This is a genomic window from Sphingomonas sp. SP4, from assembly GCF_058313375.1.
In genome coordinates this window covers 530,313-551,470 of record NZ_JBZFLE010000001.1, presented here as the reverse complement: position 1 = coordinate 551,470, position 21,158 = coordinate 530,313, and the positions used below count along the sequence as shown (strand labels likewise).

Here is a 21,158-nt window from a genome sequence, read left to right as displayed (position 1 = left end):
GAGTTCCACCCGAAACATCATGGTGGTAAGGGCGGCTCTCTCTAACGGGGAGATGAGCCCATGCGCTTTGCAACCTTCCTTACCGCCACCGTTGCGTTCTGTGCCTGCTCCGCCAGCGCTGTGGCGGCTCCGCCTGCTGGAACGTTCCAACTCAACGAGACTTCGTGGACCTTCACCGACAAGGACGGCACGAAAGTCATGGAGTCGATCGACTCCCACGGCAATTTCGTCGCGACGTCGGCGGCTGGGAAGCACCTCGATCACGGCACGTCGCGGATGAACGGCGACAAGGCCTGCTTCACCAGCGCGATGGATAAGAAGGGCGAGATCTGCTGGACGACCAAGCCGGTCGAGATCGGCCAGTCCATGGATACGGTGAGCGACAAGGGCGAGAAGTTGACCGTCACGCGCGTCGCCTTCGTACCGGCCGCGACGCCGAAATAAGCGCCTAAGCGCTTCGCTTTTCCAGAAAGACGGCCGACGTCAGGTGCAATTCCTGGCGAAGGACGCGCCATGGCACTCGAACCCTGCCGGTCGTCGACCTGTAGGAGTAACCGGAGGGCGTATAGGGATCGGCGCCGGCGTCGTAGGGATATGGGTCGGTCAGCACGACCCACGCCTCGCCCCTGCCCCGATAATTATCGTCGTAGCCGGTGATCAGGACCGTGTGCTGCGATTGCGCCGGATCAGCGGGACTGCCGTCAGGGGATATCCCCGCGATCACGGGATATGAATGGTCGAGGCTGCGCTTGATCCGGTCCCAACCGGGATGTTCCACATATGCGGGACTGATCGACTTCCCGGGCTTCGAACCGTCCTGGACCGAAAGTGCCTTGTAGCGATCGAGCACGCCGACGAGCTTATCCATCGACCCAAGCGACGTGATGCATTGCGAGCAATCGTCGCCACACTGCGGAAACGCAGCAGCGACGACTCCGCACTGGTAGTTCTTTCCCGGATTGATGTCGTGAAAGCCGAGCAATTCCAGCGCCATGCTTGCAGTCGCCGCCCAGCACCAGACGGGCGTTTGTTGCGTGATGAAGGCAACCTTCAGCTCGGCATGTTCGGCGACCGCTGGAGATGGCAATAGGCTGGCACTCGCTGCGGCCAGGAGCAGTAGTCGTCTACGCACCTCATACTCCACAACGCGTCCCGCCGCTTGGGCTGGATGCGTCGCGGCCTAAGTGGTTCCTTCGTTGTCCGCGCTCTGTGCTTAGATGTCGGCCAACCGACAAAGTCGACTCGGCTCTCCGGCTCTTCAAGCCGCCGAATTGTCATGTTTGCGACAGCTGGGATTCAGCTTTGGCGAGGCAAGGAGCGGGCGTTCGTCACGCCTCGTATGCGTTTCCGATTCGCAAAAAGGGAGAGGCCAAGATGAAGCCGATCACTGCCATGATCGCAGCGACGCTGGCCGGCGTCGCGACCTTCGTTACCCAGAATGACCTGTTCCCGCCGCGGCTTCATGCGGCCCCGTTCGTTGTCCCCAATACGGCCGACTGGCGGCAGCAGATGATCGACCATTATCCTGGCGGCGCGAAGGTGGATCACGTGGTTGCACGGCTGACCGAGAGGTTGGAGCTAAGCCCCGATCAGGCCCGGAAGTTCAGGCCTTTACTCGAGCATCAGCATGAGCGCGTGCTGGCGCTGCTGCTGACGGCGCCGCCATCGCTGACCCGCGACCAGTTCGTGCTGAAGCAGCACAGCATGTGGGAGAGCACTCGCAAACAATTGGATGCGATCCTGACGCCGGAACAACTCGAGCTGGTGCGGGAGCTGCCCCCGCCGCCAGGAAAGGCCTAGTTCCGTCCGACGCTGAAGCAGACGAACTGGGCGACGCTCGAAGCGCTCTGATCGGAATCGTACTTGGTCTTGCGAACGAAGTCCGTCCCGTCTTCGGAGGTCGCGATCCAATAGCCGTTGCGGGCAAAATCCTGCGAGCAGTCGGTCTGGACCCAGACTGCGTCTTCCGATCCGCAGACGGCTTGGCGCCATGCAAGCAGGGACCCGACGCCCCAGCGTGAGTCCATGTCCACGCAGTCGGTGCCGTCAGTCGTCGGGACCACTACGAAACGCACTGCCGAGGACCTCGGCGATTCCGCTGGGATCAGGCTCATGCCGACCAGGAGCGTCGCGCTGACGAGGAGACGTATCATGCTAACCTCCGCCGCGCGGAGGCTGATCATTGAGCTCTCAGGAGGAAATCAGGGCTTTCCCTGAGACTATCTCTTGCCGGCGTAGGCCTGGCACTCGAGCTCGATCAACCCGCCGAGGGCAAGCCCGCTGGCGCCGAAAGCACTCCGCGCCGGCCGCTTTCCCTCGGGAAAGTAGGTCACATAGACTCTGTTGAAGTCCGGCCAGAGCTTCATGTCGCTCAGCATTGCGGTACAGTGGAAGACGTCTTGATAGCCGAGGCCCGCGCGTTTCAGGATCGCGCCCACATTTTCCAGCGCTTGCTTGGTTTGCGCTTCGATGCCCTCGGGAAGCTTACCGTCAGCGCCGATCCCAAGCTGCCCGGACAGGTAGAGCGTGTCGCCAACGCGGACGGCGTCCGAGAAAGGCAGCGCCTGACCGTTAAGCGTCGGGCGACCGTAATGTTCGACAGCGGACGGAGGTGCGGCCTCAACACCATTGGACATGATCAGAGCTCCGGTTGCGATTGCGGCAATGACCTTCATGTGTACCCCCTGCTGAGTTAGTCGACGACTTCCCCTTCGCTGACGCCCCAGATGTCGGACGTCCGGATATAGCCGTCGCGCTTACCGAACTCGATATGGCACCAGCCGTCGTGGCACTTGCTGATGCGGCCGACGGCGCCCTGCTGGGCCTGATAGTGAACCTTCGACCCCTCGCTCGGGTCAGTTCGGACCGGCCGCGGCTCACCCTGCTTGACGATTGCCGTACGTCGGTCGCTCAGCAGGGTTACCAGCATCCAGCCCTGCGCACCGTCAGGATCCTGGATCAGCCGCCAATTCTCATATTTCTTGATCACGCGGATCGGCAGGTCGCGGCGCTGGTAGAGCCAGACTCCGGGATAGTTCTTCCCCGGCCCCGTGCGGGTCATCGCCTGACCAGACGCGATCGAAGCCCAGTAAGGCGGCTGCTTATCCTGAGCCGCTGCCGGCGCAGCGACCGAAAGAGCCAGCAACGCGAACAACGCCCCCCGAAATCGCATCAGGCGCCCGTGCGGATCCGGTCGACCAATTGCTTCACCGTCGGGATGAAGCCGTTCGAATAGAATGGGTCGCTCTTGAAGCGGAACGCAGCATGACCCGCAAACATGAGGTTCTGCTCGACGGGACCGCCGTGCGCGATGTCCTGCAGTGTCTTCTGGATGCAGAAGCTGCGGGGGTCTGCGAGGCGTCCGGTCGAGTTCTTCTCATTATCCGCCCAGGACGAGAAGGCGCACTGGCTGAGGCAGCCCATGCATTCCGCCTGATCGACGCGGATCTGCTTTTCTTCCTCCGGCGTTACGAAGATGAGCGTGTCGTCCGGCGTCTTCATCGCATTGGTGTAGCCGCGAGCATACCATTCGCGCGCATGCTGCAGGTCGCCCTTGGTCACCCAGTAATTCTTCTTGGTGCCGATGCCGACGTCGAGCTGAAAGTGGTGATCGCCGATCGAATCCTTGGTGTAGGCGATCTGCCGCTCGCTGCGCGCTTCGAGGTTGCGCAGGAACGGGTTGCGGACGGCTGAAGAATAGAAACCGGTCGGCGAGAAGCGGTGCAGCAGCACATCGCCTTCCTCGAGCGTCAGCAGCCGCGCCTTCCACTCGGGCGGGATCGGGCTTTCCTGCGTCAGCAGCGGCCGGGTGCCGAACTGGAAGACGATCTGGCCGAGTTCCGGATTGTCGATCCAATGCTCCCACTCGTCGAGACGCCATACGCCGCCCGCCATGACGATCGGGACGCTGTCGGCAATGCCCTGCTCGCGCATCGTCGCGCGAAGGGCTGCGACGCGGGGGTAAGGATCCTGCGGCGCTCGCGGGTCTTCAGCATTCGAGAGGCCGTTGTGACCGCCTGCCAGCCACGGATCTTCGTAAACAACTGCCGCTAGCCATTCGGCCGCCTTGTGATAAGCGCGCTTCCATAGCGCGCTGAAAGCGCGAGCCGAGCTGATGATCGGAAGATAGCTGACGCCATAGGAAGCTGCGATCTCGCTCAGCTTGTAGGGCATGCCTGCGCCGCAGGTGACGCCGGTCACGAGCCCCTTGGTGCGCTCGAGAACGCCATGCAGCACGCGCTGCGCGCCGCCCATTTCCCACAGGACGTTGATGTTGATCGCGCCCTTGCCGGACGCCATTTCGTATGCGCGCTGCACCTGTGCGACAGCGCCGTCGATCGCGTATTTGATCAGCTCTTCGTGACGATCGCGGCGCGTGAGCGCTTCGTAGACCTGCGGGATGATGCGGCCTTCGGCGTCATAGCTGTCGGCATTGACCGCGCTGACTGTGCCGATGCCGCCGGCCGCCGCCCAGGCGCCCGAGCTTGCGTGATTGGTCGCGCTGACGCCCTTTCCGCCTTCGATGAGCGGCCAGACCTCGCGTCCACCATAGAGAATGGGCTGCAGCCCCTTGAACAAGCTCTTTCTCCCTCAGCGCACCTGCGCTCGTTTGCGCCATATAAGGGCGCTTCGTTAGCATTGCGCGAAAAAAGTGAGCGAGGCCCCGGGTGGTTCCGAGGCCTCGCTTTCAAATGCCTGTTCGGCTTCGGTTGCTTAGCAGTAGCTGGAAGCGATCGCTCCGCCGGCAACCGCGCCAATGACGCCGCCAATCGCTGCAGCCGCACCGCGGTTTCCGCTGTTGTAGCGACGGTAGCCGTAACGGTTGGTGTAATGGTGACCGTCGCTGCCAACTGCCGCGCCAATAGCGGCACCGGCAACGCCACCTACCACTGCACCGGCAGCAGGGTTGCCGCACTGATAGCCGTTGTAGCCATAGCCGTTGTACCCGTAGCCACCGTAATAAGCCGGCGAGTAGCCGTACGCGTAGCCCGGAGCGGCGTAGCCATAGCCGTAGGCCGGGTACCCACCATAACCATAGGGAGCGTAGCCGTACGACGGATAGCCATAGCCGTACCCGCCATAACTGTAGCCCGGATAGCCGACCGAAATGACGGTGCGAGTGCGCGGGTACGAACGATACGCATAATTGCGGTACCGGTAATTGTTGTAGTTGTAGTTCCGGCCCGAATAGTTGCTGTAACGGTAGCTGCTGTAATGACGGCCGTCGCGATCGTGATTACGCGCTTCCGCAGCAGTCGGCAGGACAGCCATGCTCGCGGCGGTTGCCGCAAGCAACATCGTCTTACTGAACATCGAAAAACTCCTCGATCTCACTTCTTGACCACTCAACGACGCGTGGCCCTTGAGTTTCCGTTGCTCCTTGCAACCTGTCGAGGATGTGAATGCCTTCGTCGTTTTGCGACGAGTGCCGCTAGCAATAGCCACTCGCTGCAGCTGCGCCCGTGACAGCACCGATCGCTCCGCCGATCGCCGCACCTGCTCCGACGTTCCCGTGTCCGGCGACCGCACTGCCGATCGCCGCGCCGGCGACCCCACCTGCTACCGCACCGGCGCCCGGGTTGCCGCATTGATAGCCATAACCATAGCCGGGATAACCGTAATAACCGCCCGAATAGGCGTACCCCGGATAATAGTATCGGCCATAGCCATAGCCATATCCATAGCCGGGATAGGGATAGCCGACGTACGGATACGGGTAGCCGTACGGGTATCCGGGATATCCGACGTAACCTGGGTAACCGTAATAGCCGCCGTACGGATAGCCCGCGTAAGAGCGATAGTAGCCACCGCCGTAGTACGGATAGGCGCCGATCCCAATGAAAGTGCCGCCCCAACCGCCATACCACCTGCCACCGCCATGCGAGTGATGGCCGTGCCAACCGCCGCCTCCGCCGCCTCCGCCGCCTCCGCCGCCTCCGCCGTGCCAGCCGCCGCCACCGTGCCAACCGCCACCGCCGCCATGCCAGCCGCCTCCGCCGCCGCCGTGACGTTGTGCTTGAATGCTTGTTGAGTTGAGCAGCGCCGCGGCTGCCACTGCGATCGTGAATGCCCTCATCGGAAGACTCCTCGACCCCCTGCGCCAGCGCATGTGGGCGCGTGCGGGGACGTCTTCCATCAGTATTGTTTCGTAGGCGTTACTGCCGATCCGACAGAGAATAATCGAGACCGATGTCAACGGCTGGCGCCGATTGCGTGATCCGGCCGACTGAAATGAAGTCGACACCCGTTTCCGCAATGGCTCGAATGGTCTCGAGAGTGACGCCGCCAGAGGCCTCAAGCGGGACTCGCTTCGCCACCAGCGCGACGGCTTCCCGCAGGACGTGCGGAGGCATGTTGTCGAGGAGCAGGCGGTCCGCTCCCGCGGCGAGAGCAGGTTCGATCTGATCGACGCGATCGACCTCGACCTGAACCTGCAAGCCGGTGTTCGCGGCCTTTGCTCGACGCACTGCTTCGGCAACACCGCCGCAGACTGCAACATGATTGTCCTTGATGAGCACACCATCATCGAGACGCATGCGATGGTTCTGCGCGCCGCCCATCCGCGTGGCATATTTGTCGAGAACGCGCAGGCCAGGAAGGGTCTTGCGCGTGTCGATTAGAATGGCGCCGGTACCCGAAATAGCGTCGACATATTGCCTGGTCAGCGTGGCAATTCCCGAGAGGTGCTGAAGCGTGTTCAAGCCGGAGCGTTCGGCGGTCAGCATTGCGCGTGCATTGCCTTCCAGCCGCAGCAGCGCCGTCTGGTGCTCGACCGCGTCACCGTCGTTTGCGAGTTGCTCGATACGAACCTCGGGGTCGAGCTGGCGGAAGAAGGCGGCTGCAATCTCGAGTCCTGCGACAACCATCGACTGGCGCGCATTCATCTCGGCCGTGAAGCGCGCATCCTCTGGGATGGTGGCACGGGACGTTACGTCTCCCCCCTCGCCTAAGTCCTCAGCAAGGACTCGGGTTACAAAATCGTCGAGGTCGAAATTTTCAGGAAGTCCCATGCCGCGCGTCTAGTGCGCGTGCTGCTCGGATTTCAATATTCGCCAGTTCCCTTCCCGATATTCGTAGGGCTGCGAATCCGCAGCTTCGAACTGCTCGCCGGTCCAATTGTTGACGGTCACGGTCACGCAGGCGGGCTCGATGTCGATCGTGTTGAAACTCTGCTCTTGCTCGCGCACTCGGGTCGATGTCGCGGTGCCCGCCTGTACAACCAGCACGCCGCCCGACCGGGCTACGAGGTCTCTGGCCTCCGTCGATGCGTGATGAGCATGGCCCGCAAGCAGGAGATCGACGCCCGCCTTCTCGATCGCATCCAACGCCAGCTCATTCCGACCGACGGCGCGTTCGACTTCCTCGCCCACGGGCACGGCGTAGAGCGGGTGATGAGTCACCAGGACCCGAACCGCCTCCGAATCTGTGCGAGCAAAGGTCTCACCGATGAAGGCGACCTGTTCCTCGCTGATGCGGCCGTCCTTGAACGTCAGCGACCGCGCTGTGTTGATCCCTAGTACCGACACGCCCGGCATCTCGAAGAAAGGACAAAGCGTTTCGTCGATGAAGCGGCGATATCGCGCCAGCGGGGACAGGAAGCGGCGCAGCACGTCGTAGAGCGGCACGTCGTGATTGCCGGGAACGCCGAGCACCTCGTGTCCAGCGTCTCGCAGTCGCCCGAGGAACTCGCATGCATCCCGAAACTGTTCGGTCCGGGCGCGCTGGGTGAAATCGCCACTGACGACGACTAGGTCCGGCTTGAGCTCGTTGACGCTCTGCTCGACGCCCGCGACCAATCTGTCGTCGTGGGCGCCAAAGTGCAGGTCCGAGAGATGGACGATGCGAGCCATGGGACCTGAACGCACCTCGTACGAGACGGTTCAGCAATTGGTCGCGGCTGAGGCTCCGCTCAGAAATTCAGGAAGAGAAGCAATTTCACGTCGACGCCGAAGCCTTCCGCCCGCTTTTGCTCGATGAAGTTCGGGATTTCGTCGCGCGGAACGAGGTGGACGTTGATGTCTTCACTATCGTCGCCCCCGCCATCGCCAATCCTCCGGACGCCATGGGCACGGACCAAGTTGAAGCTTTCCGACAACATGCCCGGCGAGGCATAGAATTCTCCCAGCCGCTCCACGCGATCGGCCGTGAATCCCGTCTCCTCCTCCAGCTCCTTTACTGCCGTGGACTCGACCGTGGCGCCGGGGTCGGTGTCCCCGACCAAACCCGCGGGAAGCTCTATGCAGCGGCAATCCGGAGGCACCCGCGGCTGATCGACCAGGATTACCTTGCCCTCATATTCGGCGAGGATGACGACCGCGGTGATGTTGTTCGTGCGGCTAGCATATTCCCATTTGTCGCGTTTGAGCGCGCGCACGAACTTGCCCGCCCACATCACTTCGGGTGGCGGTAAATCGTCGAGGTTCATAGTTCGATCAGCTTGTCCGGAATCTCGTTGGTATCCCCGGCTGAACGCGGGAAATGCTCGGCCAGCACCACGCCGACCCGTTCGATGGCCGCGCATATGCCCTCGGCGGGCCGTCCCTCACGAACCTCGGCGATAAGTGCCGTCATGGCTTCACCCCAGGTGTGCGCGTCAGTCACCTTTAGGATCGCCTCGTCCGCAACGATTTCCGCACGCCGTTCCGCCATCGACAGGTAGATCAGGATGCCCGTGCGTCCGACCGTCCGCCGCTCTGCCGCCGCCTTGAAGATGGTGACGGCGCGCCGGCGAACGCGCCGTTGCTTGGTCGACCCGGGCGTCAGCGCGAGCCGGAGCGGCATGTACTTCAGGATCAAGAGCGCGACGGTGAACTTCAGCGCCGCGAAGAACATCAGCAGCGTCAGCAGTTGGCTCATCGTCGGATCGGTGTTCCACCCGCCGATCAGGAAATTGTACCACCATTCAAGCGCCGTCGGCCGCCACGCTGCCCATGCGAGCACCGCAAACAAGGGGATCAGCGCCCAGTGCAGCGCGACATCGTGATAGGGATCACTCAGCGGCGTCGCGACCGCGACGATCTCGCCATTGCTCTTGGCCTCCGCCGCAGCAATCGCAGCCGAGACCTTGTCGTGATCGGCGTCGGAGAGCTCCAGCACTACCAGCTTCCGCCTGCGCCGCCGCCGCCGAACGAGCCGCCGCCGCCGGAGAAACCGCCGCCGCCTCCCCAGCCGCCGCCACCGCCCCAGCCGGACCCGCCACCCCAGCCACTTCCGCGTGAGCCACGGCTCAGTTCGTTGAGGCCCCAGAGGACAACCCATGGACTGATCCCACCGTCACGCCGCCGGTAACGACGTCCTCGCGATCGCCGGAATACCGACAGGAGGATGAAGCCGATGATCATGAACCAGAATATGCCTGGGAGGACGTTACCGCTTGAGCGCTCACGCTGCTGCTGAGCCTGCGTGGCGGCGGTGACGTTTTTTTGCGCTTCCTCGGGTGGCAGCGTCATCTGCTTGATGATCGCGTCGGTGCCCGCTTCGATGCCGCCCCCATAATCAGGCGGGTTCTGTTTAAAATGCGGGAGGATCGCTTGACGAGTGATCAGCCCAGCCATGGCATCGGTCATGAACCCGCCGGCGCCGTAACCCGTGGCGATCCACACCTTGCGCTCGTTCGGCGCCACCAGGAGCAGCACACCATCATTGTTCTTGGCGCTTCCAAGCTTCCAGGCACGTCCGAGGCGATAGGCATAATCCTCGATCGGATAGCCTTCGAGGCTGTTGACGGTTGCGACGACGAACTGGCGTCCACTTTGCGCCTCGAGTGCCGCGGATTTGCTGCTGATGTCGGCAACCTGCTCTGGCGAGAGAAGGTGAGCCTGATCCACGACACGGCCTGTCAGCTGCGGAAACGTCTGCGCCGCAGCAGGCGCTGCCAGCGCGAAAAACGCCAGCAGCAGCGCAGCGAGGAATTGTTTCACGTCAGCTCGCGTTGAAGTTCACGCTCGGCGCAGTCTGGGCGCCTGACGCAGCTTCGAACGGAACCTTCGGCTTGGCTCCATAGAAGATCTTGGCACCAACAGCGTCGGGGAAGGTCCGGATCGTCGTGTTATAAGCCTGCACGGCAGTATTATAGTCGCGACGCGATGCATTGATCCGGTTTTCCGTCCCCTCAAGCTGGTCCTGAAGAGCCAGGAAGTTCTGGTTGGACTTGAGGTCGGGATAGGCCTCCTGAAGCCGCTGAAGCGGGATGATCGCCTGGGTCAAACGGCTCTGAGCGTCGTTGAAGGCCTTCACCTTCGCCGGATCGCTGAGGTCATCAGCGCTGAGTTGGACGCGCCCAGCATTAGCACGAGCCTCGGTCACTTCCGTGAGGACGGTCTTTTCCTGCTGCGCATAACCTTTGACCGTGTTCACGAGGTTGGGGATCAGGTCAGCGCGGCGCTGATAGTCAGCCTGAAGATTGCCCCAGGCTGCGTTGACCTTCTCTTCCTCGGTCGGAACGCTGTTAAGGCCGCATCCCGACAGAGTGATAGCCAAGGCGGGTGCCAAAATTCCAAAGCGGCGAAGTGCGGTCATTCCAGGTCCCCTCTAAACGTCGCGTGGGGCGCATAAGTAGATGCGCTACTGTTCCAGTTCAATATGCTGTCATAGGGCAGCAACACACGGCCGACAGCTGTTCACTTTCAAATGCGTGGATCAACGCTAGTGTCCCAAAGAAGACGCATCGAGAAAGGGGTCGCTCATGCTTCAGGACTTCAAAGCCTTCATTGCCAAGGGAAATGTGCTCGATCTTGCCGTGGCCGTGATCATCGGCGCAGCCTTCGCCAAGATCGCGACGAGCCTCACCGAAGACGTGATCATGCCGGTAATCGGCGCAATTTTCGGCGGTCTCGATTTCTCGAGCTACTTCACTCTGCTTGGGCCGGTGCCGGCCGGATACCACGGCAGCCTGAAGGACTATGCGGCGCTCAAGGCAGCCGGCGCGCCAGTCCTCGGCTGGGGCCAGTTCATCACCGTCGTAATCAACTTTCTGATCCTGGCCTTCATTATCTTCCTGCTGGTCCGCGCCGCCAACAAGGCGATGCGCAAGCGCGAGGAAGCGGGCGGGCCGAGCGAGGTCGAGCTGTTGACGGAGATCCGAGACGAGCTTCGGAAGCGCTAAGGTCTACTTCGGCCTGCCGCTGTAGCCGGCTTCCTTTCGAAGGGCATCGCCGTCCATCAGCACGCCGTCGCTCATGACCTGATCGACGTGGCGTAGATCGCCGATGTTCTTCTCCGGATCGCCGTCTACGAGGAGCAGGTCGGCTTCCTTCCCCACCGCGATCGACCCGGTGCGCTTATCGACCTTGACGTTGCGCGCAGGAATGATCGTCGCCGTGGCCAATGCCTCGGATGTCGTCATCCCGCCGTCGACGTAGAGCTCAAGCTCGCGAACCAGCTCCATGCCTTGCCCGTCGGTCCCGGCGACGATGGGAACGCCCGCACGGAACAGCTTGGTCACATATTCGCCCATATGGTGGACGCTCTTCACCGCATCGTCCCGGGTCATCCCCGGCAGGTAGGGGATCGAGCCTGACTTGAAGCCGCGCTCCGTCGCTGCTGGCAGCGTCCCAACATAAGGCGCATAGGCCGGAGCCACCGTCCCCGCCTTGGCGAGCAGCACACCCTCCACGACTACCAGCGTCGGGTCGAGGGTGATCTTCTTCTCGGCCATGGTCCGGATCACCGTCTTGGTCGGCTCTGCGTCCAGATCGACGTCTTTGAAGTACTTGCCCGGACCGAGCATCCGCATCGTCGTGTTCGACTTGTCGACGACTTCCTGCGGCATCGCCTGCATGGTTGCAAAATAGATGTGCGTGATTTCGTCGTAGCCGGCGTTGATCGCGTCGAGCGTACGCATCCCTGCAGGGATGTGTCCATGGACATGCAAACCGAGTTGATGTGCCAAGGCTGCGCCGGGAGCGATCCATTCCGGCTTCATCGACGTATAGAATTTCACGGCGGTCAGATTGTGGGCCTTGATCTTGCGTACCGCGGCGAGCGTGTCCTCAAGGCTCGACACCGCCAGGCTGCCCTGAGCAACCAGTGGCCCCTTCTGATCGACAATCACGGAATTGAAGCACTCCGGCGCGAGCAGCGTTCCATTCGCCCGTCGCTCGCGCTGCGAGACTTCGAGGTCGATCGGCCCGCCCGGGTTTCGGCACGACGTCACACCGAGCGCAAGTTCGTTCACCACCCCGAAGTCGTCGCCTATGTGCATGTGGCTGTCCCACAGGCCCGGAACGAGCGTCTTGCCCGTGCCGTCGATCACCCGAGCGCCCGCGGGTAATTTCGGCAGGGCGGTGCCCACCATGACGATCTTGCCGTCGGCGGTGACGACATTCTGTCCGGGCACGAAGCGCTGGTGGTCGGCGTCGTAGATTTTGACGTTCCTGAACAACACCGGCTGGCGCGCAGCCGCCGTCAGGAACTTCTTCGCCGTCGCCGGTGCGAGAGCAGCGATGGCCTTGTCCTGCGCTGCCTGAAGCTTGTCGAGATTGCCTTCGTAGCCCGCAGGCAAGAGCGCAAGCGATCCGACCGATCCGAAGAATTTGCCGTTCTCCACCCACAGCGGCTGCGGCGACTGCCCAGTGCCGCGCAGGAAGATGAGATCGACGTGCTTTGTGCCCTGCGGCCCGGCGACGTCGGCCGACGCGGCCTTCTCGAACGTTGCGTTGCCGCTCGGCAGCAGAGTCAGCCCCGCACGGCCCGCCGACAACAGCGCATCGACTTCAGCCGAGGCGGCAATGAAGGGCCCGCCCTGGGGGAGGTAATAAGCCGGCCGGCTGTAGGCTTCATCGCCTTCGTCGACCGGGCTCTTCCACGTCGCCTTGCCACCACTGATAGCGAAATTCTCGGCAGCGTCGCCGCTCGGCGTGACGCCACGCACGACGATCTCCGCCGGCATTCCGTCGGATCCGTAGCGGATCGTCTGATCCGTCTCGAAGATCAGGCCGCGCAGCAGGATCGACTCGCGCATCGCGAGCCGGCCGTCTGCCTGCTTCCAGACATATTCGTCCCCGTGCTTGCCCGCAGTCGAGACCACGACATAGTGAGCGGCGTTCGCAGGTGGGACGAGGAGCTGTTCCTTCGGCGTCGGTTCAGCGAAGGCGGCAGACGCACAGGCAGTCAGCAAAACGGCGATGATGGTGCGGCGCATGATATCCCCCTTGGATGTCGACGCACCGTGGCAACAGCATTGGCGATAGGCAATCGGCAGTTCGACCAGCCGACAGGCGTCAAAGAAATGTAATGTGGGGGAAAGTGGGGGGCTTCTGTTGCCCGGTGCCCCCCGTACCGCTGGAATCCCCTTCTGTTGCCCGGTGGGGTCCAACCGCGCTTAGCGTTGTAACGTCAGTCCGTTAGGACGTCAGTTACGCAGCAATAGCGAGCGCCTCGTTATCGTTGGCACTTGTGTGAATGAACCGTCGCGGTGGCTCAATCCGATCGGCAATCGGGCCTTTATTGCACTCGTCGATCCTATTTCGCCCCCATCAACATCCGCGAGGCTTCGCGGTTGATGGTGGAGGCGCCGGGGTACTGCCCCCCGGGTCCGAGATGCCTATTCCACCCAACAGTCTACCGACATAGCCGGTTGCCCGGCACCGTTGAGATAGGGATTTTGCTCTCGAAACTCAAGGATTGCCCTGTTATTGGCGCTGTCAGCGTAATGCTCAAATGGGGAACGTAAACACATGAAAATCCGTCTTTTTGCAGTAGCCGCAATGGCCGCCCTCGGCCTCGCGGCGTGCAACAGCAGCAATCAGGATGCGGTGAACAACGCTGAGATGAACCAGCCGGCGTCCGATCTGAACGAGCTTTCCACCGATGCAGCCAACGATGCCGCCAACAGCGAAGCGGCTGCCCTCGGTGACCAGCAAAACCAGCTGAACCAGGAAAATGCCGCCGTCGAAGAAAACGTCACCAACCCGGACGACGCGCAGGAGCAGAACGTCGACGCGATGTAAGTCGCGCCGCGTGAGATAGATGAGCCGCCTGGGCCGCGCCCAGGCGGCTTTTTCTTTGCCCTCGTGACGCCTAGGTGCCGCGCATGTCCGACGACGCCATTCCTGCATCGACCTTGATCCTTGTGCGCGACCGACCGGGCAGCGAGCCAGAGCTGCTGATGGTCGAGCGAGCGGAAGGCATGGCATTTGCTGCGGGTGCGCTTGTATTTCCGGGCGGGCGGATCGACGAGGCTGACCGCGCTCTCGCAAGCGAAATCGGCGTCGAGGCGGCTGCAATTGCGGCAATCCGCGAGACGATCGAGGAAACCGCCATCCCAGTCGGCATCGAGCCGCAGCGTGATCAGGCGACAATTTCGCAACTTCAGCACGAACTGGTCGGGGACAAACCGCTATCCGCCGCTCTGGCGGATGTCGCTTGCCGTCTAGACGCTTCGGTACTGACTCCCTTCGCGCGGTGGGTGCCGAAGTTCCACGCGGTGCGCCGCTTCGACACGCTCTTCTTCATCGCGGAAGCGCCGCGCGAGAATTGGGAACCGCGCGTGATCGAAGGAGAATGCGCCGGTGCATTCTGGCTATCGGCGGCCGAAGTCCTCGAGCGGGAGAAGCACGGTCAGGCGCGGCTAATCTTTCCGACGCGACGCACGCTGGAGCGGCTGGCCCAACACCAAAGCTACGAAGAAATCCGCGCCGACGCGCTGGCTCATCCGATCGAGCCGGTGACCCCTTGGGTCGAGGAAAAGGACGGCGAACGCTTCATTACGATCCCCTCCCATCTCGGTTTTCCGGTGACGCAGGAGCGTCTCGACGGTCTCTGGAGAGGCTGAACGCCAACCGAGTCGTAGTTTGCCCCAATAAGAAAGGGGACCCGCCGCAGCGGATCCCCCTCCCCATAGAAAGCCTTCTGGAACCTACTTGAGGTGGTTCGACAGATGCTTGTTCATCTCGAACATGCTGACGCGGTCCTTACCCCCAAAGACCTTCTTCAGCTTGTCGTCGGCAACGATTTCCCTCTTGTTCTGAGGGTTTTGCAGGTTGTTCTTGCGAATGTGATCCCACACCTTCGAAACCACCTGGCTGCGCGGCAGCGGATCGCTGCCGGTGATCTGCGCGAGATCAGCCGAAGGAGTTACCGGGCGAGCGAGTCCGCCCCCTGCTTTACGTGCGCCTTGTGCCATTCTGGCCCTCCTGTTGTTCCTGACTGAGGATAGAGCGCAAAGCAGCAGTCTTTGCAACGGTATTACAGAGAGAATTCAGCGATTTTGGCTCGTGAACGGAACGACCTTGTTCAAGGCGTCGTGACCGATGTCCGCGCGGCCGCCGTAAGCGATGCCTGAACGGGCGCACCAATCCTCGACGATCGCGACCTCGTCAGTCCCGAATTCCACGTCGTTGGGCAGTATATCGGCGACCCGCCCCAGCCTGATCCGCGCTGCTCTTCGGACATTCGCGGACGAGGTTAGGTGGAACATCGTCCGGTCCATTGCATAGAGATGCTCGCTGAGTTCCTCGATGAGCAGGTCGACGCCGGTAAAGTCGGGCTCAAGCGGCGTCCCGAGCAGGTTTGAGAGGACGGTCAGGTTGAACGCTACCGCCGGCTCCTGAATGCGAGGCTCTAGGCTGGACGCGTCGCGTCTCACGAACCAGTCGAGAGCGCGCTGCACGGCTGCTTCGCCGCCCCGACGTGCAACGTCCTGAGGCATCGGCCCCCAGGCGACCTCCAGCCCAGCCTTGTGCATCCCCGCCAGCAAGAAGCCCGCGTCGCTGTAGCCCATATATGTCTTGGAGCGAGCGGCATCGGGTAAATCAGCAAGCGCCGCCTCAGCGATGCGATTGGAGCCATATCCACCGCGCGCAAACCACAAGGCATCCACCGACGGATCGGCCATTACGTCGCGCAAAGCCGAGAGCCTCGCCTCGTCAGGTCCCGCGAAATGCCCGTCGGTCAGGAAGCTCTGCGGGTGGATCGCAAGCTCGCAGTCTCCGCGCTCCCGCACGATCGCCTGCACGGCCTCCGCCGCGTCGCGCTTCAACGTACAGCTCGGAGCGACAACCGCGATCTTCATCCTGCCCCCAATAGATGTGGCGCCGGTCGGATTGATAGTGCAGCTTCGCCTTTCTTGTGGAGGGGGAGCCATGAAGAAAAGAATTTCGATCGCGATTGCCGTCGCCGGACTCTTCGCGAGCTCCGCAGCGCCGCCCGCCGAGTACAGCGTGATCATCCGCGGTGGCACGATTTACGACGGATCCGGAGACAATCCTTACGTCGGCGATGTGGCTCTCAAAGGTGACAAGATCGTCTACGTCGGTCCGCACGCTCCGGGTCGAGCCGGGCGCGTCATCGATGCGTCAGGCAAAGCCGTCTCTCCCGGCTTCATCAACATGCTGAGCTGGGCGGTCGAAAGCCTGATCCAGGACGGACGCGGGATGAGCGACACCTATCAAGGCGTCACCCTCGAAGTGTTCGGCGAGGGTGACTCGATGGGGCCGCTGACGCCGAAGATGAAGCAGCTCGCCGTCAAGCGGCAGGGCGACATCAAATATCGGATCAAATGGACGACGCTCGGCGAGTATCTCGAATATCTGCAGCGCAAAGGCGTTACCCCCAACGTCGCGTCATTCGTCGGCGCAACCACCGTGCGCGTTCATGAGCTTGGCGAGAAGGATGTCGATCCGACGCCCGCGCAGCTGCTGCGGATGCGCGCACTAGTCAGGCAGTCAATGAAAGATGGTGCGCTGGGCGTCGGCTCGGCGCTGATCTATTCGCCAGCAACCTATGCGGAGACGCCCGAGCTAACCGCGCTCGTCAGCGAAGCCGGGAAGTGCGGCGGAATGTACATCAGCCACATGCGTTCCGAAGGGAACAAGCTCCTCGAAGCGATCGACGAGCTCGTCGCCATCAGCCGCGATTCTGGCGCACCGGCCGAAATCTATCACTTCAAACAGGCGGGTAAGCCGAACTGGAGCAAGCTCGATGCTGCGATCGCCCGGGTCGAGGCGGCTCGCGCGAAGGGCCAGCGGATCACCGCGAATATGTATACCTACACTGCGGGCGCGACGGGGCTCGATGCAGCCATGCCGCCGTGGGTCCAGTCGGGCGGCCTCGAAGCCTGGATCGAGCGCCTTAAGGACCCCGCCAACCGCCAACGCCTGCTGAAGGAAATGCGCACCCCGCGCAACGATTGGGAGAATTTGCTTCTGCTGTCGGGCAGCCCTGACAATGTGCTGCTGGTCAGCTTTAAGAACCCGAAGCTGAAGCCGCTGACCGGCAAGACGCTCGCGGAAGTCGCCAAGATGCGCCGCAAGAGCCCAGAAGAAACGGCGATGGACCTGGTGGTCGAAGACGGAAGCCGGGTCGGCACCGTCTACTTCATCATGTCCGAGGACAATCTGAAGCGCGAAGTTGCACTTCCCTGGATGAGCTTCGGATCCGATGAAGCCTCTCCAGCGCCCGAAGGCGTGTTTCTGAAATCACAATCGCATCCTCGCGCTTACGGCAATTTCGCGAGGGTCTTGGGCCATTATGTGCGCGACGAACATTCGACCACACTGCAGGACGCGGTCCGGCGCCTGACGTCTCTCCCGGCCACGAATATTGGGATCACGCAACGCGGGTGGCTTAAGCCCAGCTATTACGCCGACGTTGTGGTGTTCGATCCCGCGACGATCGCCGATCATGCGACCTTTCCGAAGCCGGACCAACTCGCGAGGGGGGTCGACGACGTGTTCGTCAATGGAGTGCAGGTTCTCCGCAACGGCAAGCATACTGGCGCGAAGCCCGGGCGAGTCGTCCGTGGTCCGGGGTGGACTGGATGGCCCGGCGGAGGTGCGTGCAAGTAAACGACGTTCCGACCCCCGGAATCGGAGAACTTCCTTAGTCCAGGCCGCCCGCGCTCAGGAGTTCGTTTATCTCGCGCAGCTCTTGCTGGAGCTGGGCGTAAACATCGCGGGTATCCGGCGTTGCGCCCGAGTAGTTGTCCTGGGCCGCGCCTTCGATCTGTGCGAGCTGTGCCATGATCTTCTCACGTGCGGCGACAAGTTGACTTCTGAGCGCTGCGTCCTGGGTCAAAGCTGCCCTCCACATAAAGTGTGCCGCACGATGATGTAGGCTGCGGCTCAGATCTGCAATGGTGAAGCCGCTTCGAAGCGGCTTCCACCGACCGCGCTGGCATTCAGCCGCGACGCATTCTAGGCCGCAACGATGATTGATTCGCCCGTCTTTTTCAGCGGTATTGGGGGGAGCGGTATGCTTCCGCTGGCGAGCATCGTGCGCGCTGGCGGTGCGCGCGTCGCCGGCTCGGACCGGTCGCTCGACGCCGGCCGCACGCCGCACAAGTTCGACTATCTGCGCTCGCTCGGAATCCAGCTGTTTCCGCAGGACGGATCGGGATTGCAGGAAGGCATGACGTTGGTCACGTCCGCGGCGGTTGAGCCAACCGTGCCGGATGTCGTCCGCGCGAAGGACCTGGGCCTACCTCATCTCACTCGCCCCGAATTCCTGGCGCAGCTGCTCAACGCCGCGCACCACAGCGTCGCCGTCGGTGGCACGAGCGGCAAGTCGACCGTCACGGGCATGATCGGGTGGATCCTGCACGCATGCCATCGCCAGCCGACCGTGATGAACGGCGCCGTGATGAAGAATTTCGTTACCCCATCCGCGCCGTTCGCGAGTGCGCTGGTGGGCGATCCGGAATTGTTCGTCAGCGAGGTTGACGAGAGCGATGGTTCGATCTCGCTCTATCGACCGGAGATCGCCGTGCTGACCAACATCAGCCTCGACCACAAGGAAATGGACGAGCTCCGTCAGTTGTTCGCCGGTTTCCTGCTTTCGTCGCGTAAGGCAATCCTCAATCTCGACGATCCCGAGACGCGTGCCTTGGCCGAAGCGGTTCCGGAAAAAGTGATCAGCTACGGGCTCGATGCGCCCAACGCGGAATATATGGGCAAGGATCTTCAGCTTCTGGAGGGCGGAGTCACCTTCGCGTTGCAGGCCGAGGGCCAGCGGCACGAGGTGCGGCTCGCGGTCCCGGGCCGCCACAACGCCTCCAACGCTTTGGCGGCGATCGCGGCGACGCGCGCGCTCGGCGTCCGCCTTGAGGACGCCGTCAGCGCGCTGGCCCGGTTCGAAGGTCTGAAGCGGCGGCTGGAAGTCGTGGGTGAGGCAAATGGCGTAACCGTCATCGACGACTTCGCGCACAATCCCGACAAGATCGAAGCGACGCTGGCCACACTTCGCGCGCACCCGGGGCGCCTGCTGATCATGTTCCAGCCGCACGGCTACGGGCCGCTCAGCAAAATGGGCGAGGAACTTGCCGAGAGCATCGCGGGCGGGATGGCCGATGGTGACCGCCTCTACCTCCCCGACCCCGTCTACCAAGGAGGGACCGTCGAGCGAACGCGCGGATCGGATTGGTTGGCGGAGCAGGTCTCTGCGCGGCAGGGTCGAGCGGAGCACATCCCGGAGCGCGCCAGAATCGGCGACGCACTCCTTGCCGAAGCGAAGCCCGGCGACCGCATCGTGATCATGGGCGCGCGCGACGACACATTGATCGATTTTGCTCAATCCTTGGTCGAGCGTCTCGCAGTCCGGAACTGATCGTGGGCTTCTTCGTCGATCGGTCATGGCGAAACCAGGGACCGTGACAGGCTGGAAGCTGCCGCAGGACGAGCGAGAGCGGCTGCTGAGCGAATTCCCGCCGAAGTACGAAAATGTCATCGCAGACCATGTGACCCTTCGCGTCGGCGCAACGCCCAAGACACCCCTGCCTCGCAAGCCTCACGCGAGGCTTGTCGGGCGCGCGGACGATGGCGAGAGCCTGGAGTGCCTGGTCGCCGAATTGGACGGCACGACCGACCGGCCGGACGGATCGACTTACCACATCACCTGGTCGCTCGGGGAAGGACGTAGCGCGCGAGAGAGCAACGACGTGCTTCGCGATCAAGGGTGGAAGCCGCTCGCCGCGCCACTGGACGTCGAGCTCGAGCCCGCGCGCTTCTGATGGACGAGCCGCGACTTTTCCTCGATGCCGACGGCGTGCTCGCGGACTTCGACCTGGGCGCGCGCCGCCTACTCGGAGCGCGGCCGAAGGAATTCATCGCTAAGCATGGGCGCGGGGCTTTCTGGAAGCGTTTGGCGAAGGACCCGAACTTCTATGGCAGCCTGCCCGAAATGGCTGACGCGCGAGTCCTGTTCGACGCAGTGAAGCATTTAAAGCCTACCATCCTGACGGGCCTTCCGATTGGCAGCTGGGCCGCGCCGCAGAAGGTCGAGTGGCGGCCGAACACTTTCCCGGGGTGCCGATCATCACCTGCATGGCACGGGACAAGCACAAGCATATGAAGCCCGGCGACGTCCTGGTCGACGATCGAGAGAAGCACCGCGCTGCTTACGAAGAAGGCGGCGTGGTGTTCATCCACCACAAGAATGCCGAGGACAGCCTCAGGCAGCTCGCGCAGATATTCCCATCAGTGAAGGCGCCGGAAAGCGCCTGAGGCCTGAGCTTACGCGGCAGCCTTCAGGTCGACTTTCTCAACCCACTCCGGCCAGAACACCGGCTCACGGCTCGACCAGCCTGGCGCAGTCGCTGCGCTCTCGCTGATCGACTGAAGCAGGACGCGGCGCCGATCGGGGTGCAAGTGCGGCAAGGCAGACGCGGAGCAGAATGCAGACGGCAGCCACGGACGCGCCGCAGCACCGATCAGGCGCTCGTACAGGAAGCGGTACGAAGCGAAATTCTGCAGGCGATCCTGACCGAGATCGAAAGCCGAGAGCGTGATCAGCATGCCGATGAAGGGCTCGATCATGTCGAGACCGCTGTCGTCCGGCACCTGGAGGCGCAGATGATCAAGCTGCTTGTAGAGGCGAGCCTGAGCGCGGATCGAAGCACCTTCGCCTTCGTCGCGGGCCCAGCATTCAATGGGATCCCGTCGCGAATATGCCACATCGAGCGACCGGCGGATGTAGCGCTGCGTAGCTTTCGGAAAGCTCGCAAACTCCTTCATCTCCGAGATCAGCATCGCGCCGCTTGCCGGCTGGCTGGTCCGCGTAATCATGAACCCGACTCCTCAGTTCCCGAGTAGGATCATGCGGTTGATTTGGTTGCGTATTGCTTAACCACAGTCCCACCCCCCGTTCATATTGAATCAGAGGGGAGTCAGTGCGTCTAGGCTAGAAATTGACCCGCAGCGTCAAAACTGTGGATTGTTGATTTG

At 62.4% G+C, this 21,158-nt stretch carries 28 protein-coding genes and 1 other RNA gene; 10 read left to right on the top strand and 19 right to left on the bottom strand.

Annotated elements, in window-relative coordinates; translation table 11 throughout:
• Window positions 1-60 precede the first annotated feature (60 nt).
• Complete coding sequence (locus tag AC4GYV_RS02795) at window positions 61-444, top strand: hypothetical protein (protein ID WP_491099140.1); 384 nt, start codon at window positions 61-63, stop codon at window positions 442-444.
• A 4-nt stretch (window positions 445-448) separates the two neighbouring features.
• Here the strand turns inward: AC4GYV_RS02795 and AC4GYV_RS02790 are convergent, their stop codons facing one another.
• Window positions 449-1,132 (bottom strand): C39 family peptidase, encoded by a 684-nt coding sequence (locus tag AC4GYV_RS02790; protein ID WP_491099139.1) that lies wholly within the window; start codon window positions 1,130-1,132, stop codon window positions 449-451.
• A gap of 242 nt (window positions 1,133-1,374) precedes the next feature.
• Between AC4GYV_RS02790 and AC4GYV_RS02785 the strand changes: the two genes are divergently transcribed.
• Complete coding sequence (locus AC4GYV_RS02785; RefSeq protein WP_491099138.1) at window positions 1,375-1,800, top strand: hypothetical protein; 426 nt, start codon at window positions 1,375-1,377, stop codon at window positions 1,798-1,800.
• On the opposite strand, the gene AC4GYV_RS02780 is transcribed toward AC4GYV_RS02785, so the two are convergent.
• The 12 genes from AC4GYV_RS02780 to AC4GYV_RS02725 all read right to left on the bottom strand — a co-directional run bounded on the left by AC4GYV_RS02780 (window position 1,797) and on the right by AC4GYV_RS02725 (window position 10,518).
• Window positions 1,797-2,153, bottom strand: coding sequence for a hypothetical protein (locus AC4GYV_RS02780; RefSeq protein WP_491099137.1), 357 nt, complete (start codon window positions 2,151-2,153; stop codon window positions 1,797-1,799). The genes AC4GYV_RS02785 and AC4GYV_RS02780 overlap by 4 nt on opposite strands.
• 66 nt (window positions 2,154-2,219) lie before the next feature.
• On the bottom strand, window positions 2,220-2,675 hold the full coding sequence (locus tag AC4GYV_RS02775; RefSeq protein WP_491099136.1) for a RidA family protein: 456 nt from the start codon (window positions 2,673-2,675) through the stop codon (window positions 2,220-2,222).
• A 17-nt stretch (window positions 2,676-2,692) separates the two neighbouring features.
• Complete coding sequence (locus AC4GYV_RS02770; RefSeq protein WP_491099135.1) at window positions 2,693-3,172, bottom strand: SH3 domain-containing protein; 480 nt, start codon at window positions 3,170-3,172, stop codon at window positions 2,693-2,695.
• Window positions 3,172-4,578 carry an NAD(P)H-dependent flavin oxidoreductase gene (locus tag AC4GYV_RS02765; RefSeq protein ID WP_491099134.1) on the bottom strand — a complete coding sequence of 469 codons (1,407 nt, stop codon included), beginning with the start codon at window positions 4,576-4,578 and terminating at the stop codon, window positions 3,172-3,174. The genes AC4GYV_RS02770 and AC4GYV_RS02765 overlap by 1 nt, the downstream gene beginning before the upstream one ends.
• A gap of 135 nt (window positions 4,579-4,713) precedes the next feature.
• Entirely contained in the window at window positions 4,714-5,313 is a 600-nt protein-coding gene (locus AC4GYV_RS02760) for a hypothetical protein (RefSeq protein ID WP_491099133.1), read from the bottom strand.
• A gap of 118 nt (window positions 5,314-5,431) precedes the next feature.
• Window positions 5,432-6,076: a hypothetical protein gene (locus tag AC4GYV_RS02755; RefSeq protein ID WP_491099132.1), complete on the bottom strand. Its 645-nt coding sequence runs from the start codon at window positions 6,074-6,076 to the stop codon at window positions 5,432-5,434.
• 79 nt (window positions 6,077-6,155) lie between these two features.
• Window positions 6,156-7,010, bottom strand: a complete 855-nt coding sequence (gene nadC, locus AC4GYV_RS02750; RefSeq protein WP_491099131.1) for a carboxylating nicotinate-nucleotide diphosphorylase — start codon at window positions 7,008-7,010, stop codon at window positions 6,156-6,158.
• Window positions 7,011-7,019: 9 nt separating this feature from the next.
• Complete coding sequence (locus AC4GYV_RS02745; protein WP_491099130.1) at window positions 7,020-7,850, bottom strand: metallophosphoesterase family protein; 831 nt, start codon at window positions 7,848-7,850, stop codon at window positions 7,020-7,022.
• Between the two features lie 59 nt (window positions 7,851-7,909).
• On the bottom strand, window positions 7,910-8,425 hold the full coding sequence (locus AC4GYV_RS02740) for an NUDIX hydrolase (protein WP_491099129.1): 516 nt from the start codon (window positions 8,423-8,425) through the stop codon (window positions 7,910-7,912).
• On the bottom strand, window positions 8,422-9,096 hold the full coding sequence (locus tag AC4GYV_RS02735) for a TPM domain-containing protein (protein WP_491099128.1): 675 nt from the start codon (window positions 9,094-9,096) through the stop codon (window positions 8,422-8,424). Before AC4GYV_RS02735 ends, AC4GYV_RS02740 begins: the two co-directional genes overlap by 4 nt.
• A complete protein-coding gene (locus AC4GYV_RS02730) occupies window positions 9,096-9,920 on the bottom strand; it encodes a TPM domain-containing protein (protein ID WP_491099127.1) in 825 nt (274 codons plus the stop codon). The genes AC4GYV_RS02735 and AC4GYV_RS02730 overlap by 1 nt, the downstream gene beginning before the upstream one ends.
• A gap of 1 nt (window position 9,921) precedes the next feature.
• Window positions 9,922-10,518: a LemA family protein gene (locus AC4GYV_RS02725; protein ID WP_491099126.1), complete on the bottom strand. Its 597-nt coding sequence runs from the start codon at window positions 10,516-10,518 to the stop codon at window positions 9,922-9,924.
• A gap of 166 nt (window positions 10,519-10,684) precedes the next feature.
• Between AC4GYV_RS02725 and mscL the strand changes: the two genes are divergently transcribed.
• Window positions 10,685-11,104 carry a large conductance mechanosensitive channel protein MscL gene (gene mscL, locus AC4GYV_RS02720; RefSeq protein WP_491099125.1) on the top strand — a complete coding sequence of 140 codons (420 nt, stop codon included), beginning with the start codon at window positions 10,685-10,687 and terminating at the stop codon, window positions 11,102-11,104.
• Window positions 11,105-11,107: 3 nt separating this feature from the next.
• Here mscL and AC4GYV_RS02715 read toward each other — a convergent pair whose 3' ends face one another.
• Together AC4GYV_RS02715 and ssrA are read right to left on the bottom strand one after the other, a co-directional pair.
• Window positions 11,108-13,141: an amidohydrolase family protein gene (locus AC4GYV_RS02715; RefSeq protein ID WP_491099124.1), complete on the bottom strand. Its 2,034-nt coding sequence runs from the start codon at window positions 13,139-13,141 to the stop codon at window positions 11,108-11,110.
• Between the two features lie 142 nt (window positions 13,142-13,283).
• Window positions 13,284-13,624: a transfer-messenger RNA gene (ssrA, locus tag AC4GYV_RS02710) on the bottom strand.
• 52 nt (window positions 13,625-13,676) lie between these two features.
• On the opposite strand from ssrA, the gene AC4GYV_RS02705 reads away from it, so the two are divergent.
• Both AC4GYV_RS02705 and AC4GYV_RS02700 read left to right on the top strand, forming a co-directional pair.
• The gene (locus AC4GYV_RS02705) at window positions 13,677-13,949 is read left to right on the top strand and encodes a hypothetical protein (RefSeq protein ID WP_491099123.1); all 273 of its coding nucleotides are present in this window, start codon (window positions 13,677-13,679) and stop codon (window positions 13,947-13,949) included.
• 83 nt (window positions 13,950-14,032) lie between these two features.
• Window positions 14,033-14,773, top strand: coding sequence for an NUDIX hydrolase (locus AC4GYV_RS02700; protein WP_491099122.1), 741 nt, complete (start codon window positions 14,033-14,035; stop codon window positions 14,771-14,773).
• A gap of 84 nt (window positions 14,774-14,857) precedes the next feature.
• Here AC4GYV_RS02700 and AC4GYV_RS02695 read toward each other — a convergent pair whose 3' ends face one another.
• On the bottom strand, window positions 14,858-15,124 hold the full coding sequence (locus AC4GYV_RS02695; protein WP_491099121.1) for an SWIB/MDM2 domain-containing protein: 267 nt from the start codon (window positions 15,122-15,124) through the stop codon (window positions 14,858-14,860).
• 75 nt (window positions 15,125-15,199) lie between these two features.
• A complete protein-coding gene (locus AC4GYV_RS02690) occupies window positions 15,200-16,012 on the bottom strand; it encodes an LD-carboxypeptidase (protein ID WP_491099120.1) in 813 nt (270 codons plus the stop codon).
• Window positions 16,013-16,082: 70 nt separating this feature from the next.
• On the opposite strand from AC4GYV_RS02690, the gene AC4GYV_RS02685 reads away from it, so the two are divergent.
• The gene (locus tag AC4GYV_RS02685) at window positions 16,083-17,786 is read left to right on the top strand and encodes an N-acyl-D-amino-acid deacylase family protein (protein ID WP_491099119.1); all 1,704 of its coding nucleotides are present in this window, start codon (window positions 16,083-16,085) and stop codon (window positions 17,784-17,786) included.
• Between the two features lie 34 nt (window positions 17,787-17,820).
• Here AC4GYV_RS02685 and AC4GYV_RS02680 read toward each other — a convergent pair whose 3' ends face one another.
• A complete protein-coding gene (locus AC4GYV_RS02680) occupies window positions 17,821-18,015 on the bottom strand; it encodes a hypothetical protein (RefSeq protein WP_491099118.1) in 195 nt (64 codons plus the stop codon).
• 132 nt (window positions 18,016-18,147) lie between these two features.
• On the opposite strand from AC4GYV_RS02680, the gene AC4GYV_RS02675 reads away from it, so the two are divergent.
• The 4 genes from AC4GYV_RS02675 to AC4GYV_RS02660 are packed head-to-tail and all read left to right on the top strand — an operon-like array spanning window position 18,148 to window position 20,438.
• Entirely contained in the window at window positions 18,148-19,542 is a 1,395-nt protein-coding gene (locus AC4GYV_RS02675) for a UDP-N-acetylmuramate--L-alanine ligase (RefSeq protein WP_491099117.1), read from the top strand.
• Between the two features lie 25 nt (window positions 19,543-19,567).
• Entirely contained in the window at window positions 19,568-19,945 is a 378-nt protein-coding gene (locus tag AC4GYV_RS02670) for a hypothetical protein (protein WP_491099116.1), read from the top strand.
• Window positions 19,945-20,286, top strand: coding sequence for a hypothetical protein (locus tag AC4GYV_RS02665; RefSeq protein ID WP_491099115.1), 342 nt, complete (start codon window positions 19,945-19,947; stop codon window positions 20,284-20,286). Before AC4GYV_RS02670 ends, AC4GYV_RS02665 begins: the two co-directional genes overlap by 1 nt.
• Window positions 20,283-20,438: a hypothetical protein gene (locus AC4GYV_RS02660; RefSeq protein WP_491099114.1), complete on the top strand. Its 156-nt coding sequence runs from the start codon at window positions 20,283-20,285 to the stop codon at window positions 20,436-20,438. The genes AC4GYV_RS02665 and AC4GYV_RS02660 overlap by 4 nt, the downstream gene beginning before the upstream one ends.
• Before the next feature lie 9 nt (window positions 20,439-20,447).
• On the opposite strand, the gene AC4GYV_RS02655 is transcribed toward AC4GYV_RS02660, so the two are convergent.
• Window positions 20,448-20,999: a hypothetical protein gene (locus AC4GYV_RS02655; RefSeq protein ID WP_491099113.1), complete on the bottom strand. Its 552-nt coding sequence runs from the start codon at window positions 20,997-20,999 to the stop codon at window positions 20,448-20,450.
• Between the last annotated feature and the right edge of the window lie 159 nt (window positions 21,000-21,158).

Excerpts from the sequence above, each read along its gene's own strand:
- AC4GYV_RS02795 (WP_491099140.1), top strand. The coding sequence starts at position 61 with ATGCGCTTTGCAACCTTCCTTACCGCCACCGTTGCGTTCTGTGCCTGC.
- AC4GYV_RS02705 (WP_491099123.1), top strand. The coding sequence starts at position 13,677 with ATGAAAATCCGTCTTTTTGCAGTAGCCGCAATGGCCGCCCTCGGCCTC.
- AC4GYV_RS02755 (WP_491099132.1), bottom strand. The coding sequence starts at position 6,076 with ATGAGGGCATTCACGATCGCAGTGGCAGCCGCGGCGCTGCTCAACTCA.
- AC4GYV_RS02690 (WP_491099120.1), bottom strand. The coding sequence starts at position 16,012 with ATGAAGATCGCGGTTGTCGCTCCGAGCTGTACGTTGAAGCGCGACGCG.
- AC4GYV_RS02715 (WP_491099124.1), bottom strand. The coding sequence starts at position 13,141 with ATGCGCCGCACCATCATCGCCGTTTTGCTGACTGCCTGTGCGTCTGCC.
- AC4GYV_RS02770 (WP_491099135.1), bottom strand. The coding sequence starts at position 3,172 with ATGCGATTTCGGGGGGCGTTGTTCGCGTTGCTGGCTCTTTCGGTCGCT.
- AC4GYV_RS02665 (WP_491099115.1), top strand. The coding sequence starts at position 19,945 with ATGGACGAGCCGCGACTTTTCCTCGATGCCGACGGCGTGCTCGCGGAC.
- AC4GYV_RS02725 (WP_491099126.1), bottom strand. The coding sequence starts at position 10,518 with ATGACCGCACTTCGCCGCTTTGGAATTTTGGCACCCGCCTTGGCTATC.
- AC4GYV_RS02740 (WP_491099129.1), bottom strand. The coding sequence starts at position 8,425 with ATGAACCTCGACGATTTACCGCCACCCGAAGTGATGTGGGCGGGCAAG.
- AC4GYV_RS02670 (WP_491099116.1), top strand. The coding sequence starts at position 19,568 with ATGGCGAAACCAGGGACCGTGACAGGCTGGAAGCTGCCGCAGGACGAG.
- nadC (WP_491099131.1), bottom strand. The coding sequence starts at position 7,010 with ATGGGACTTCCTGAAAATTTCGACCTCGACGATTTTGTAACCCGAGTC.
- AC4GYV_RS02675 (WP_491099117.1), top strand. The coding sequence starts at position 18,148 with ATGATTGATTCGCCCGTCTTTTTCAGCGGTATTGGGGGGAGCGGTATG.
- AC4GYV_RS02785 (WP_491099138.1), top strand. The coding sequence starts at position 1,375 with ATGAAGCCGATCACTGCCATGATCGCAGCGACGCTGGCCGGCGTCGCG.
- AC4GYV_RS02685 (WP_491099119.1), top strand. The coding sequence starts at position 16,083 with ATGAAGAAAAGAATTTCGATCGCGATTGCCGTCGCCGGACTCTTCGCG.
- AC4GYV_RS02695 (WP_491099121.1), bottom strand. The coding sequence starts at position 15,124 with ATGGCACAAGGCGCACGTAAAGCAGGGGGCGGACTCGCTCGCCCGGTA.
- AC4GYV_RS02660 (WP_491099114.1), top strand. The coding sequence starts at position 20,283 with ATGAAGCCCGGCGACGTCCTGGTCGACGATCGAGAGAAGCACCGCGCT.
- mscL (WP_491099125.1), top strand. The coding sequence starts at position 10,685 with ATGCTTCAGGACTTCAAAGCCTTCATTGCCAAGGGAAATGTGCTCGAT.
- AC4GYV_RS02655 (WP_491099113.1), bottom strand. The coding sequence starts at position 20,999 with ATGATTACGCGGACCAGCCAGCCGGCAAGCGGCGCGATGCTGATCTCG.
- AC4GYV_RS02780 (WP_491099137.1), bottom strand. The coding sequence starts at position 2,153 with ATGATACGTCTCCTCGTCAGCGCGACGCTCCTGGTCGGCATGAGCCTG.
- AC4GYV_RS02700 (WP_491099122.1), top strand. The coding sequence starts at position 14,033 with ATGTCCGACGACGCCATTCCTGCATCGACCTTGATCCTTGTGCGCGAC.
- AC4GYV_RS02775 (WP_491099136.1), bottom strand. The coding sequence starts at position 2,675 with ATGAAGGTCATTGCCGCAATCGCAACCGGAGCTCTGATCATGTCCAAT.
- AC4GYV_RS02760 (WP_491099133.1), bottom strand. The coding sequence starts at position 5,313 with ATGTTCAGTAAGACGATGTTGCTTGCGGCAACCGCCGCGAGCATGGCT.
- AC4GYV_RS02745 (WP_491099130.1), bottom strand. The coding sequence starts at position 7,850 with ATGGCTCGCATCGTCCATCTCTCGGACCTGCACTTTGGCGCCCACGAC.